Raw genomic sequence first — 13,930 nt, 5'->3', positions numbered from 1 at the left:
AATATTATTCTCTTTTTAAACAGCGCCCTCGTGGCTCATCGCCTTCATGCAACACCACATCAGAATGTAAAAATTCCGCAGCTTCTGCTGAATCTTTGACTTTAGACGCGCTGCGCATCAACATTTCAGCTTCAAATTCTGTTAATGCGCTGGCTCTAATGCCTTTTTCTCGCCAATTCGATAAAGGTCGGCATGATGTTGAAATTTGACGCGCTAGTGATAATGCATCAAGTATGGCTTGATTAGCACCCTGCCCTTTAAACGGACTCATTGGGTGAGCCGCATCACCTATCAAGGTAACTTGCGAGTTTTTCGCTAATAACTCAGCACTGAGTAATTCTCTATCGTAAACAGGATATCCTGATATTTTATTTTGCTTAGTTGCCACTAAAATTTGCGGAATAGGCGTGTGCCAATCACAGCGGTGAATGGCTTCTGCTTTTAAGGCTTGCGCGCCTTGCGCACTTAACGCTGTAGCCTCAATTTCAGACATAGGAAAACTCAATTGCCACATAACAGAGTTAGCGTCAAAAGGCATAATGTAAATACGCTCGTGTCCATTAGCGGTTTGAAATACCGTGGCTGAATCTAATAATTCATTATCTGCTGGCTCAAGCCCTTCAATATCAGCTAAAGGGCAAATACCTAAAATCACAATGCAATCTAAATAGCGCAATGCTGTAGCCTGATTACCAATAATTTCTTTATCTATTAACTCTTCACCTATGAACTCATCGCCTATAAGTAACTGTCGTACAGAACTTCTAATGCCGTCTGCGCCAACCACTAAGTCAGCCTTAGCATGCTTTAACTCACCATTAACGTTAAAGGTGAGTTCAATAGGTTGGTCTTTGGTTTCTTCATTTTCTTGCACATTACTAGTGACTAAGTTTTCCTTAATTTCGATTAACTGGTGGCTCCATTGTACGGCATTACCCTCACCTAACTGTTTAAGCAAAGCTAAGCGCAAAGACTGACGTGCAATATGAATGTTTCGACGTTTTACTGAATTTTTAACATCCGACGGATGCCATTTTCTAATGCCCCACTCGCCAATAACCTTACCCTCGGTAGTATGCACAAGGTGTCGAGTTGAAATAACACCTTCATCTAAAGTTAAAATACCTAATGCAGCTATGGCTTTACTCGCTTGTTGTAGCGTTAAACCATAACCTTGCGAGCGGGCAGAAAAGTTATTGTCTCGTTCATAAAGAGTAAATGGAATGCCGCGATGCTGACAAGCAATAGCTAAGGCTACACCGCCAATACCACCGCCAATAATAGCAATATGAGGATAATTTTCAGTATCAGCAATAACCAATTCAGCAGCTTCAACTAAACCCGTGCCACTACAGTTTTCACAATCAAAACGATGACCTTTAGGACGCACTGGAGGGGAGCCTTCACTATTCGATTTTTCAAAGTGTTCTAAAGCTCTTTGATAACTTAGTCGTACTTTTTTGCGCAGTCTCCTAACTTTTTTACCGCGTCCTTGACATTCAGGGCAAGCGCTCCAGTTAGACTTATCGTTATTCAACGTATTCATTTCCTCAGTTAGAATCATGCTACCGATGGATGTATATTAGCGATTTCAGGGGTAGTTTGAGCAATGCTAATACATAATTTACAGTACTATTTACCCGCCCATCCTACGCTCTCATCAGCGAAAATATTTTCTGTAAACTGAAACTTTTAGCGTTTTTGTGATGGTTTAGTAACAGCTTCTGATGAAATAGTTCGCGCTTTACTTTTAGCTCTTTTTTTTCTTTGATCTTTTTTACTCGCTAAAACGACAGTATTAATAAACTCAGTTGATTTTTTGCTGGGATCATAAGCGACCTTAATAATTTTACCGTTACATTCGATAATATCGCCGCTTCTAATTTTTTTACGCTTTTGAACTGTAACTTCATTATTTACTAAAACATTACCGTCACTGATCATAGTTTTAGCTTCGCCGCTAACCATATCAGCTATTTTAAGTAGTTTATAAAGCTCTATAGGTTCAACACAAATGTCGAAAGTTGAGTGTTCAGACATGAAATACGCCTAATAATTTTAAAGAATTATATTGTTAAATTCTAACATATATAATGCCATTTCCGATAAGTTTGTGATTTTGATGTACGCAACGAAAATATTTAAAAAACAAAACTATTGATTGAATAACATTCTAATATTTATTGATGAATAGTAACCCCCTTATTAACTTGAGTTCGAGATAATGACAGTGAGTAGTACAGGGCGAGAAAGCTTTGAATAACTGGTTATTGAGGGCTCTAAAACACAATTAACTATAAGAGAATACGGATAATTAAGGCTGTTGTAGCATTTTATTTATCTCAAACTCAGGTTTATTAGTATAACGCTCAAATATAGCCTCATATTCTCCATTTTCTTTCATTTCTATTAAGCGTCTATTAAATTCATCTCTAATCACACTATCTTTAAACAAATAGCCATTAGGACTTTTACCAAACAATGGAAACTTTTCAACAACTTCTGTGGTGTCTACTTTATTATTTTTAGCTACATAGGCACGGTAGTATTTAAAAATTTGCAAATCAAGTTGAATTACATCGACCCTTTCTGCAAAAAGCATTTTTACTTGTGCGGCTTGATCATGGAGCTCTAGGTAAAGAGGGTTTTTCGACGCCATTACCGCATACTCACCGCCTAAATGCGCAATTGCGCCCTGCCATGAAACTAACGAATGGTTTGCCAGTTCATCCAAGTGATGAAAGTTGAAATTGTTTTTTTCTAATGCGAATGCATAATTTTGATAAGTATAAGCGTCATGAGAGAGATATCCCTCGAGTTTTTCATGCTGAATTGTTCTTATGTTCATATCTGAAGAAACATCAGCTTCTCCAGATTTATAGGCATTGACTCTTCTTGCGTAAGGCAGATAAATATTTTCTATTGTATAACCTGATGGGTTAAGTGCTTGAGTAAAAATATCTACGATAATACCGTTATTACTTGCAGGGGATACCCAAGGTGCTAAAGCATCTCCAAATGCTATTTTAAGCGTTTTTTCTTCATTAACACTCTTTTTCGCACTAATACTATTTTCTGCATTAACACTTGATGATATTCCAAGCTGTAAAAATAAAAAGACTACAAAAAATAATTTAATTTTCATTTTTAATTTTCATTTTCATTTTCATTTTCATTTTCATTATTGGCATGCTTGTCATTCTTGGATTAAATAATTAATTATTGTAATTAAATTATAGGTCAATACCATTTATTTAACCATTTCAGATGAAACAAATGATGTAACAAATCAACATGCCTCTGAAATTATAGTTTTAAAACAACTCTCCCCCCCCTGAATATAAAAGAAGCAGAGCTATTTTATCATTTAATGTTCATTTACTTATAAAATTAATCATCCAGATTTTAGTTTATTTAGAAGTAATAGCTTCTAATTCATCTATTACTTCTAATAAATTTGTGCCAATTAAGTTAGGTTTTTCCGCTAACGGATAAGGCGCTTTTCCGGGGCGCATTATAAAAGCCGTTTGCCACCCCGCACGCTCAGCACCTGCTATGTCCCACGCATGTGCGGCAACCAACATGGCTTCTTCAGGCTTAATGTTCATGGTTTGTTGTGCCCATTGATATACTCTTAAATCAGGCTTAAATATCTGTAACGTTTGTACGGTTAATGAGCCGTCAAAATATTCTGCTAGTTGTGCATTTTTAAGCTGCGCGGCAATACCTGCGTCAGAAGAATTGGTGAGTGTGATCAAGGTATAACCTAAGGCTCTAAGTCGTTTTAACCCTTCAACAACTTCAGTATGCGGAGCTAAATCTCTAAACGGTGTAAGTACCGCTGTTTTAGCTTGTTCATGGGTAAGCGTAATATTTTTTTGCTCTGCAATCATCTCAAGTGAAGCAATACCTATTTCACCAAAACTATTGTATTGACCTGTAACATTACCTACTAAGGAGTAATGCAACATAGTAGTAAACCAGTAAGGAACCAATTCATCTCGGCCACCTAAAGCTGCTGAAACAGATTTTGCCACATTACCTAAATCAAGTAATGTTTCGTTCACATCGAAAAAAATAATTTTTGGCTTAATGATCTTGTTCGCTTTATTTACCTCAACAACCTCACTTGACTTGGCGTTTGTGGTATTGGTTTCTGCAACGGCATAATTGATACTTTGCAGTAAACTAAATGTAATAGTTAAGCCGAGCATAAAGCGTTTATAATAAGTTTTCATAATTTTACCTTTAAAGTTAATACGAGTGACAAGGTTTGCTGTCTAATGCAAATGATACGATATTGAGTTACTAAGTTATGAGTTATGAGTTATTAGGAGTGTATTAATATATTACTTTGGTAAGAGAACGTTGTTTTACATTTTTAATTTCAACATGCCACTTAATTTACTTACCACACATATAGCACATACATAACCCATACATAACCCAAGCTATAAATACATATTTTCGAAGCCAGGAATGCTACTCTCCCAAACAGGTATGTCTTTTCCTATAAAATCACGCACCGCATCAAAAAAAAGACGCGTTCTTACAGGTAGATCACGATGCGGATAAACCGCATAGATAGAGCCATAGTTAATGAGTTTTACATCGGTTAATATCGGAATTAAACGGCCGTCTAATATTTCATTGTCAAGTATAAAAGCAGGGGCGACAAAAAAAGCCGTCCCCGTCAGAGCTTTCATTATTAACACTTCCGCATCATTTGCTCGATAGACACTATTAAGCTTCTTTTCTTGTGCTAAGCCATGTTCGTCATAATAGCGTATGCCACCACCTCTAACTGAACTACTCGCATAACTTGCCGCGGGTAAACGCGCTAAATCTTCAATAGTTTTTGGCATACCATAATTAGTAATAAATTCTGGCGTAGCCAAAACCAAAAACCTATTTCGTGCAATTTCACGAGCGATTAATGATGAGTCTTTAGGCTCACCGACACGAAAAGCTAAATCATAGCCTTCTGAAACAATATCAATTAGCCTTTCATTCAAGCTAAGTTCAACTTCAACTTGAGGAAAACGCATTTGGAAACTATTAATAACAGGCTGTAGATAACGCTTACCGAACAAACCACTAGAAGCAATTTTAAGTACGCCTTGTGGCTCTAAATGAAAGTTCTCTGCTATACGCACAGTTTCACCTAGCAATACTCTAAGCTCTTTTGCCTTTTTTACCATTTCAGCGCCAGCGGCAGTTAGTGAAAAAGATCGGGTAGTTCGATTGAGTAACCTAACACCTAATTCATCTTCTAAACGGCTAAGCTGTTTAGATATTACCGAGCGGTCAATATTGCGCGCTTCCGCTGCTCTTATAAACGAGCCTTGCTCAACCACTTCAAGCAACATTAATAATCGACTAGTTGTATCCATTCGGCGTCACCATTAACTATCAAAAACCTCTATTGGTGTCATTTTGGCACTAATCAAATGTAAAAACTATGCTTTTTCAACATCAGGTTGTTACATAAAATTACAATCACATAAAAGAAGGAGTTAACATGAACAAACATCTAATCGCCGTAGTTATCGCTATAGCCACTATTACACTAGCCTCTTGCTCTGATGAGCAAACCGCTCCACAACAACAAAGACCATTACAAACGATTGATGTTGCAAACGTTATTGTTAAACCAGTACAAAACTGGCATACCTTTACTAGCCGTTTAGAAGCACCTGAGCAAGTTGATTTAAAACCTCGAATTTCAGGTGTTATAGAAAAAATCGCTTTTGAAGAAGGCAAGAAAATCAAACAAGGCGATCTACTTTTTCAGTTAGACGATCGTCCTTTTCGCGCTATCGTATCAAGTTTACAAGCACAAATAAGCAGTGCTGAAGCAGCGTTAGAGCAAGCCAAAAGTGAAGAAGAACGCGCTATACGTTTAACCGAACGTAAAGCAATGTCAACCGAGCAAGCTGAATCTCGTACTTCAACATTACGCCAGCGCCAAGCTCAGCTTGATGCATTGCAAGCACAGTTAACTGCAGCCAAACTTGATTTAGAATTTAGTTCAATCCGTGCACCTATCGACGGCATAATTTCTCGCGCCAATATTACTAAAGGTAATAACGTGATTGCCGGACAAAGTGTATTAACAACTATCGTTTCTGATAAAGCCATGTACGCTTATTTTGACATTGACGAGCGCACTTGGAATACATCGTTTTCAAACGTTACTTCAGCTGATAAACAACAAGTTGTGATGCAGAAGCTAGGACAGAAAACAGGTCAAGATAGCTTTCCTTATGAAGGCCATATCGATTTTATCGACAACCAAATTAATGCCGCAACAGGTACTTTACGTGTTAGAGCTGTATTTAATAATGAGCAAAGTGAAAGTACCGCTCAATTAAGAGCAGGATCTTTTGCGCGTATTAAACTGGCTGCAAACGGAATTGCAGAAAAAATTATAGTTCCTGATCGCGCTATTGGTACTGATTTAAAAAATCGTTTTGTGTTAACGGTTGGCGAAGGCAATGTTTTGCAATACAAAGCAGTTCAAGTTGGTGAGCTTTACGGCACGTTCAGAGCAATTGAATCAGGCTTAACTGTTGACGACATTATTGCGGTAAATGGCCCAGCCCGTGTAGGTCCAGGTATGCCAATTGCGCCAAACAATATCGAGCTTGATAGTAAAGGCATTGCTTTTACCTTATCACCTATTGCTGATGAAACGCTAACCGCAAAAAATATCATTCAGTTAGCACCTCAAATCAAGTCACCTTTAGCTGCAGAGCTTGTGTCACAGTTAGCGTCAAAAGAGTAATTATAAACAATGAAATTTTCCCATTTTTTTATACAAAGACCCATATTTGCGGGTGTTTTATCGGTACTAATTTTAATAGCCGGTGCTATATCGCTGTTTCAATTACCGGTAAGTGAATACCCAGGTGTTGTTCCACCAACAGTTGTTGTTACTGCAAGTTATCCTGGTGCTAACCCGTCAGTAATAGCAGAAACGGTAGCCACCCCGCTTGAGCAAGAGATTAATGGCATTGAAAATATGCTTTATATGTCTTCACAAGCAACTGGCGATGGCCGCATGAGCTTAACGGTAACTTTTGCCCTTGGTACTGATCTCGACAGAGCGCAAGTACAAGTACAAAATAGCGTTAACAGTGCTTTATCGCGCTTACCTGAAGAAGTACAACGATTAGGTGTTATCGCTGAAAAATCATCGCCTGACTTAACGTTAGTAGTGCATTTGTTTTCTCCTGAAAAAACCCATGATACCGCTTATTTGTCTAACTACGCTGATCTATACATCAAAGACCAAATTGCCCGTTTACCTGGCGTTGGTGATGTTAGGTTATTTGGTGGTGGTCAATTTGCCATGCGTGTATGGTTAAATCCAGATGCGTTAGCATCACGCCAAATCACCGCAGCCGATGTAGTTAACGCTTTACGCTCTCAAAACAAACAAGTGGCAGCGGGTAGCTTAGGATCTCAACCTTCAGCTAATGACAGCCAATTTCAAATTCTACTTAACGTGAAAGGTCGACTAGACAACGTAGAAGAATTTGAACAAGTTATTATAAAAGTTGGTGACCAAGGTCAAATTACTCGATTACAAGATGTTGCGCGTGTTGAGTTAGGACAAGATTCTTATACATTACGTGCTATGTTAGACAGCCAACCAGCACTTGCTATTCCTGTATTTCAACGTCCTGGCTCAAACGCGATTGAACTATCAGATCAAGTACGTGAAACCATGGCGCGTTTATCACAAAAATTCCCAGCGGGTGTTGAATACGACATAGTTTACGACCCAACTATCTTTGTGCGCGACTCAATTGATGCGGTAATCACTACCTTAATTGAAGCCATTATTTTGGTTGTTATCGTTGTTATCTTATTTTTACAAACATGGCGTGCGTCCATTATTCCGTTAATTGCTGTACCTGTATCGCTTATTGGTACCTTTGCTGTAATGCATTTACTCGGCGTATCCATTAATACCTTGTCATTATTTGGCTTAGTACTCGCCATTGGTATTGTGGTCGATGATGCCATAGTAGTCGTTGAAAACGTAGAGCGTAATATTGAAACCGGTCTATCGCCATTAGAAGCAACTAAGGTTGCTATGAATGAAGTAACTGGGCCTATTATTGCAATCGCTTTAGTATTGAGCGCAGTATTTATTCCTACCGCTTTTATTAGTGGCGTATCAGGTCAATTTTACAAGCAATTTGCATTAACAATTACTATCTCAACCATTATTTCAGCATTTAACTCTTTAACTTTATCGCCAGCTTTGGCAGCAATATTGTTGAAATCTCATGACAGTAAGCCTGATAAATTAACACGATTATTGAACAAGCTTTTTGGATCTTGGCTATTCGAACCATTCAATCGCCTGTTTGACCGTGGTAGTGAAAAATATCAAAAGCTTGTGAAAAAACTAATGCGTTTAAGTGTTATCGCTGTTGCTGGTTACATACTACTACTCGGCGGCACCGTGCAATTATTTAATACCGTACCTGGTGGTTTTATACCTGCTCAAGACAAGCAGTATCTGGTAGGAATTGCCCAGTTACCCGATGCAGCGAGCCTTGACCGTACCCAAGCCGTAGTACAAGAGATGGAAGCTATTGCCTTGCAAGTGCCAGGAGTTGCCAATACCGCAGCATTTCCAGGCTTATCTGTGAATGGTTTTGCTAATATGTCAAACAGTGCCGTAGTATTTTTACCGTTAAAGTCGTTTGCCGAACGAACTGATCCTAGCCAATCTGCCGCAGCAATTGCTGGTCAGTTAAACCAAAAGTTTGGCGTTATTGACCAAGCTTTTGTCGCTGTATTCCCACCACCGCCAATTCGTGGTTTAGGTACAACAGGTGGCTTTAAGTTACAAATTGAAGATCGCGGTAACAAAGGCTATGAAGTGTTATTTAATAGCTTGCAAACTGTTTTAAATGAATCACGAAAAGATCCGGCTTTAATGGGCATGTATTCAAGCTTTAGAATTCAAGTACCGCAAATGGATATTGATATTGACCGCGAACAAGCGCTTATTCAAGGCATTCCGTTAAGTGAAGTATTTGATGCACTACAAATTTATTTAGGTTCGGTATATATCAATGACTTTAATATGTTTGGTCGTACTTACCAAGTAAAAGCACAAGCTGAAGCTGAGTTCCGTCAAGAGCCGGAGCAAATTCTTAACTTAAAAGTTCGTAACCGATTAGGAAATATGGTGCCATTAGGTTCGGTATTAACCGTAACGCCAACTATCGGTCCAGATCGTGTAATGCATTATAACGGTTACCCAAGTGCAGAGTTAAATGGTAGTGCGTCTCCTGGCTTTAGCTCAGACCAAGCACAAGAAGCAATTGAGAAAATTTTAACTGAACACTTACCACAAGATATTGCTTATGAGTGGACCGATGTAACCTACCAACAAATATTAGCAGGTAATACTATGGTTTATGTATTCCCGTTGGTGGTGTTGTTAGTATTCATGGTATTAGCTGCGCAATATGAGAGTTTACGTTTACCGTTAGCGATTATTTTGATTGTACCTATGACCATATTCTCCGCTTTATTTGGTGTTTGGTTGGTAGGCTCAGACAACAACATATTCACTCAAATTGCATTAATTGTTCTGGTCGCTTTAGCCTCGAAAAATGCCATTTTGATGGTAGAATTTGCTAAAGATCAGCATGAACAAGGGTTGTCGCACTTTGATGCTATTATTGAGTCGTGTCGTTTACGTTTACGCCCAATATTAATGACCTCTATTGCCTTTACTGCGGGTGTTATTCCGCTAGTGCTAGCAACAGGTGCAGGTGCTGAAATGCGCCATGCCATGGGTAACGCAGTATTCTCAGGCATGATTGGAGTAACGGTATTTGGCTTATTATTTACACCGTTATTTTATATTTTACTAACCGCGCCTAAGCAAAGAAAAGGTAACGTGGAATCATGATTTTATCATTGAATAAATTTAACGTAAGCGCGGTGTTTTTCACCCTGGCTTTATCGGGTTGCGCGAGTCAAATTGATGCTCCGCAACATTTACAATCAGTAGAGTCTTTTGTTGCTGAAACTAAAATTGCCGACCAATTACAAGGTCAAGATGAAGTTAACTGGTGGCATCAACTGCAATCAGCACAACTTAATCAATTAGTCGATGACGCCTTAGCAAATAACTACAGCTTAAAGGCAAGTCAACTACAGTTGAAAAGCGCGTTAGCCATGTTAGGCGCAGAAGAAGCCGACTACTTCCCGCAAGGTGGTGTTAATGTTGGCACACAAAGTACAGGTATAGACGATACAATTAGCCGTCAATCCAGTGCAAATTTAGCACTTAGTTGGCAGTTAGATTTATTTGGCCGTATTAATGCTTTGGTAGATGCTGCAGATTCATCAGCAATGAGTCAAGGTGAACAATTAAGAGCATTACAAATTGAAGTCGTTACTTCAGTGGTTACAGGTTATATCAGTTATCAAGGTAATAAGCAGAAACTTGATATTCTAAACCAACAAATAACTGCGCTTGAACAAAGTATTGATGTACTTGAAGCAAGAGTACAAGAAGGTATTGCCAATGAACTTGACCTAAACCGAACTCGTGCTCAGCTTAGCCAGCAACAGGCATTATTACCTGAAGCAAGTTATGCACAATATCGCGATTTAGCAACCTTAGCATCGTTAACAGGTCGCATAACTGGCGATATGAACTTAACTAACGAGCAAGAAATTTTCTCAGCAGATTTTAAAGTCACTTTAGCTGAGCCAAATAAATCGATTGCTTTACGCCCAGATATTAGCCAGGCACTTTATGACTTTAGCCAAGCAAATTCATTAAGTGTTGCGGCAAGTAGAGCCTTATACCCTGACGTAAGTTTAGATGCTTTTGTTGGTGTATTAAGTTTAGGTAACACCCAGTTCAGTGATACAAATAAGCATTGGCAAGTAGCACCACAAATTGAATGGTCGTTATTAAGTTATCCGGCATTATTAGCTCAACGTGATGCACAAGAATATTTGAGTGAAGCTGCATATAATCAATATCAAAATGTGGTACTTAGCGCTGTAAATGATAGTGAATTAGCACTACGTTTATTGTCAAAAAGTATGGAGCAAAAGAAATATGCAGATCAACGCTATAACTTTGCAAACATGGCGTTTATTCAAGCAAATTCAATGTATCAAGAAGGTCAAATTCCTTACTTAGAGTTGTTAGACGCAAGGCAAGATGTTTTAATAGCGCAAGAAAACACAGTTAACTCACAAATAATTTCATCACTGGCTAAAGTAAACGCTTACCAAGCTTTTAACGGCCGATGGAGCTATAGTTTAAAAAACTTAGAGAAGTAAAAGTACTATGTTAAATACCGACATATCATCCACCGTTGATTTACCTGACACAATGCACGCTATTGTACTGGTAGAGCCAAACGAGCAACTTAGCTTGTCTGATGTTCAAGTTCCTTTGCCAACACAAAGCGAACAAGAGTTATTAGTTAAGGTTGAATATGTTGGTTTAAATCCTATTGATGCTGACTTAGCCAAAAAAGGATTTTGCCAGTGGCAATATCCGCATATTATTGGTTTTGATGCAGTAGGTACTGTAGTGAAAGCTGCAAAAGGCATATTCCCGAATGTTGGCGACCGTGTGATGTGGCACTCCAACATTGGCGAACAAGGCGTATTAAGTGAATATGCGAGCGTTCCTAATTTTGCCGTATCGGTAGTTCCCGATAATGTATCAGGTAGTGATGCGGCGACTTTACCTTGCGCAGGCATGACAGCATTAATTGCCATGAAAAAACTACAAATAAGCCAAGGCGAAACTATCTTTATAGATGCTGGAGCAGGTGCTGTTGGTCAATTTGCAATTCAATTTGCTAAGCAACTTGGCGCCGATGTATTTACTACTGCGGCCAAAGGTAATCATAAACTAGTCAAAAAGCTGGGCGCTGATGCGGTTTTTGACTATCAAGATAAAAAATTGATTGAAAAAATCACCCGTGAATTAGGTCCTCAAGGCTTTGATGCTGTTTTGGATTCCATAGGCGGTGAATCAACCAGTCGAAATATTGAATTAATGCGCTTTTGTGGTCGTATTGTTTGTTTAAAGCCCTTACCTTATTTTGATGAAAAATTACTATTCAAAAAATCACCAAACATTGGCATTCTTTCATTAGCCGGCGCTTGGCTGTCTAACAGTTTATGCGCTCAGCAACACATGAGTTTTATGAGCAATCAATTACTTGAATCTTTAGCCAACAAAACAATTCAAACTCCTGCTATTAAAGCTATTGAATTTAACGCACAAGCAGTATCTTCAGCTTTGCACACGCAAATTAACGGCGGTTTTACTGGTAAACAAATCATTAAAATAGCCTAGGTAACTTTATCGTAAATTAGCAGCTACTTTTCTTTTGGTATTCCAACGATAAATCCCTTCTAACAGGAAAGACAGCACAATAGTACCAACGACAATCCATAACTGGTTTTCTGTGGCGGGGTTTTCATCAACTTCCATACCTAATAGCACTAATGAAGCGCCACAACACAAGGCGCCTAATACAGAGATCCAAGCCTTTGATTGAGTGTCTTTAGCAAGCTTAGCGTTACTATAATTGACAATCATAAAGATAGTTAAAAAACCTGCACTGCCCATAGTCGCTATTGCCCCTAATGGCACAAAATTAGCAATAATCAATGCCAGTGCCGAAAATATCAACATCCCTTCAAGGGGTTGGCCTTTAATTTTACGTTCAAGCTCAGTAGGTAACTCGCCGGTATTAGCAATGGTTGCCGTTAAACGCCCAGCACTATAAAGGGTCGCGTTAATAGCTGAACCACAAGCAACTACAGCCGCAATAACAATTAACACATGCCCAGTAGGTCCCATTAAATAATTGGCTACTGCAGTAAGTGCGTGGTTACTTACTGAGGCAATTTCAAGAAAAGATAAATGCCCTATAGTGACAACTGCAATTAAAATATACACAGCAATAACCGTTAATACTCCACCAATATAAGCAATAGGTAATGAACGTTTAGGGTTTTTAACTTCTTTTGCTGAGTTAGCAATTAATTCAAAACCTTCATAATTAAAAAAGACAATCATAGCGCCAGAAATAATAGCCATACTACCAACATAATTATCAGTAGATAAACGTTGCCAGTCATTAGGTACATAAAGACCTACCGCAATGAGTAAAAACAGAATCAGCATTTTAATAATGTTGAGGGTGTTTTCAGATTTAATTACCGCGCTACCACCAAATACATTTAATAAGGTCAGTGCGATAAGCGCAAAGCTAAGAAACGTATGACGCCAAAATTCAACTTGATCAGGCGGAATAAAACTTGCCGCATAATTACCAAGCGCATGCGCATAAATGGCTATTAAGGTGACATAACTAAAACACAATAAAATATTAGCTGCGCCTGAGAAAATTCCTTGACCCAAACCACGATTAATAAACTCAACCGTGCCACCTTCACTTGGATAGCGCAAAGTCAATTTCAAATAAGAGTAACTAGTTAGTAGTGCCACAATACCCGCAACGATAAAGGCAATAGGGGCAGCTCCTTGAGTAAGTTGTATAGCTAAACCCGTAGTGGCGAATATGCCGCCACCAACCATGCCGCCAATACCAATTGAAAAAGTTGAAAAGGTACCTAAGGTTTTCTCTTGAGTTTGCAAAATAATGCTCCGTTAATCTCGCTGACCATGGCTAATAATAAACACACTTAAAGTATTAACGTTATCAATGTAAGTATCTATATAAAAATACAGCTAGCCTCTTGAATGGTAATGATATCTTCATATTGATAATTAACAAACAACTATAACGTATACACATCCTTGCTATGCCGTAGCTATACCTTAATGAAAAAAGTAATAGTCATAAGGTTAAATTACTTAAATACATCCTCAAAGCTTTTCTTC

At 38.5% G+C, this 13,930-nt stretch carries 10 protein-coding genes; 4 read left to right on the top strand and 6 right to left on the bottom strand.

Translation table 11 applies throughout. The features are described 5' to 3' along the window. Positions 1-4 precede the first annotated feature (4 nt). The 5 genes from CWS31_RS00510 to CWS31_RS00490 form a co-directional block, all read right to left on the bottom strand. Positions 5-1,537, bottom strand: a complete 1,533-nt coding sequence (locus tag CWS31_RS00510; RefSeq protein ID WP_101343208.1) for an FAD-dependent oxidoreductase — start codon at positions 1,535-1,537, stop codon at positions 5-7. A 155-nt stretch (positions 1,538-1,692) separates the two neighbouring features. Beyond that, complete coding sequence (locus tag CWS31_RS00505) at positions 1,693-2,040, bottom strand: RNA-binding S4 domain-containing protein (RefSeq protein ID WP_101343207.1); 348 nt, start codon at positions 2,038-2,040, stop codon at positions 1,693-1,695. Positions 2,041-2,314: 274 nt separating this feature from the next. After that, positions 2,315-3,145, bottom strand: a complete 831-nt coding sequence (locus CWS31_RS00500; protein WP_101343206.1) for a substrate-binding periplasmic protein — start codon at positions 3,143-3,145, stop codon at positions 2,315-2,317. Between the two features lie 265 nt (positions 3,146-3,410). Then, on the bottom strand, positions 3,411-4,238 hold the full coding sequence (locus CWS31_RS00495; protein WP_246143240.1) for a haloacid dehalogenase type II: 828 nt from the start codon (positions 4,236-4,238) through the stop codon (positions 3,411-3,413). A 213-nt stretch (positions 4,239-4,451) separates the two neighbouring features. Beyond that, entirely contained in the window at positions 4,452-5,393 is a 942-nt protein-coding gene (locus CWS31_RS00490) for a LysR family transcriptional regulator (protein ID WP_101343205.1), read from the bottom strand. A gap of 128 nt (positions 5,394-5,521) precedes the next feature. Between CWS31_RS00490 and CWS31_RS00485 the strand changes: the two genes are divergently transcribed. Genes CWS31_RS00485 through CWS31_RS00470 form a run of 4 tightly spaced genes read left to right on the top strand, consistent with a single transcriptional unit; the run spans position 5,522 to position 12,373 of the window. Further along, on the top strand, positions 5,522-6,787 hold the full coding sequence (locus tag CWS31_RS00485) for an efflux RND transporter periplasmic adaptor subunit (RefSeq protein ID WP_101343204.1): 1,266 nt from the start codon (positions 5,522-5,524) through the stop codon (positions 6,785-6,787). Between the two features lie 9 nt (positions 6,788-6,796). Then, positions 6,797-9,946 (top strand): efflux RND transporter permease subunit, encoded by a 3,150-nt coding sequence (locus CWS31_RS00480; RefSeq protein ID WP_101343203.1) that lies wholly within the window; start codon positions 6,797-6,799, stop codon positions 9,944-9,946. After that, the gene (locus CWS31_RS00475) at positions 9,943-11,340 is read left to right on the top strand and encodes a TolC family protein (RefSeq protein WP_101343202.1); all 1,398 of its coding nucleotides are present in this window, start codon (positions 9,943-9,945) and stop codon (positions 11,338-11,340) included. The genes CWS31_RS00480 and CWS31_RS00475 overlap by 4 nt, the downstream gene beginning before the upstream one ends. Positions 11,341-11,347: 7 nt before the next feature. Continuing rightward, positions 11,348-12,373 (top strand): zinc-binding dehydrogenase, encoded by a 1,026-nt coding sequence (locus CWS31_RS00470; protein WP_101343201.1) that lies wholly within the window; start codon positions 11,348-11,350, stop codon positions 12,371-12,373. A gap of 6 nt (positions 12,374-12,379) precedes the next feature. Here CWS31_RS00470 and CWS31_RS00465 read toward each other — a convergent pair whose 3' ends face one another. Further along, complete coding sequence (locus tag CWS31_RS00465; RefSeq protein WP_101343200.1) at positions 12,380-13,684, bottom strand: APC family permease; 1,305 nt, start codon at positions 13,682-13,684, stop codon at positions 12,380-12,382. Positions 13,685-13,930: the final 246 nt, after the last annotated feature.

The organism is Colwellia echini (genome assembly GCF_002843355.2).
In the GTDB taxonomy this organism is placed as follows: Bacteria; Pseudomonadota; Gammaproteobacteria; order Enterobacterales; family Alteromonadaceae; genus Colwellia; species Colwellia echini.
The sequence above is the reverse complement of the archived record's forward strand: the minus strand, read 5'-3'. Positions and strand labels throughout refer to the sequence as shown.

Bases quoted from the DNA above. Each gene is read 5' to 3' on its own strand.
- CWS31_RS00485 (WP_101343204.1), top strand. From the start codon at position 5,522: ATGAACAAACATCTAATCGCCGTAGTTATCGCTATAGCCACTATTACA.
- CWS31_RS00475 (WP_101343202.1), top strand. From the start codon at position 9,943: ATGATTTTATCATTGAATAAATTTAACGTAAGCGCGGTGTTTTTCACC.
- CWS31_RS00500 (WP_101343206.1), bottom strand. From the start codon at position 3,145: ATGAAAATTAAATTATTTTTTGTAGTCTTTTTATTTTTACAGCTTGGA.
- CWS31_RS00480 (WP_101343203.1), top strand. From the start codon at position 6,797: ATGAAATTTTCCCATTTTTTTATACAAAGACCCATATTTGCGGGTGTT.
- CWS31_RS00470 (WP_101343201.1), top strand. From the start codon at position 11,348: ATGTTAAATACCGACATATCATCCACCGTTGATTTACCTGACACAATG.
- CWS31_RS00505 (WP_101343207.1), bottom strand. From the start codon at position 2,040: ATGTCTGAACACTCAACTTTCGACATTTGTGTTGAACCTATAGAGCTT.
- CWS31_RS00495 (WP_246143240.1), bottom strand. From the start codon at position 4,238: ATGAAAACTTATTATAAACGCTTTATGCTCGGCTTAACTATTACATTT.
- CWS31_RS00490 (WP_101343205.1), bottom strand. From the start codon at position 5,393: ATGGATACAACTAGTCGATTATTAATGTTGCTTGAAGTGGTTGAGCAA.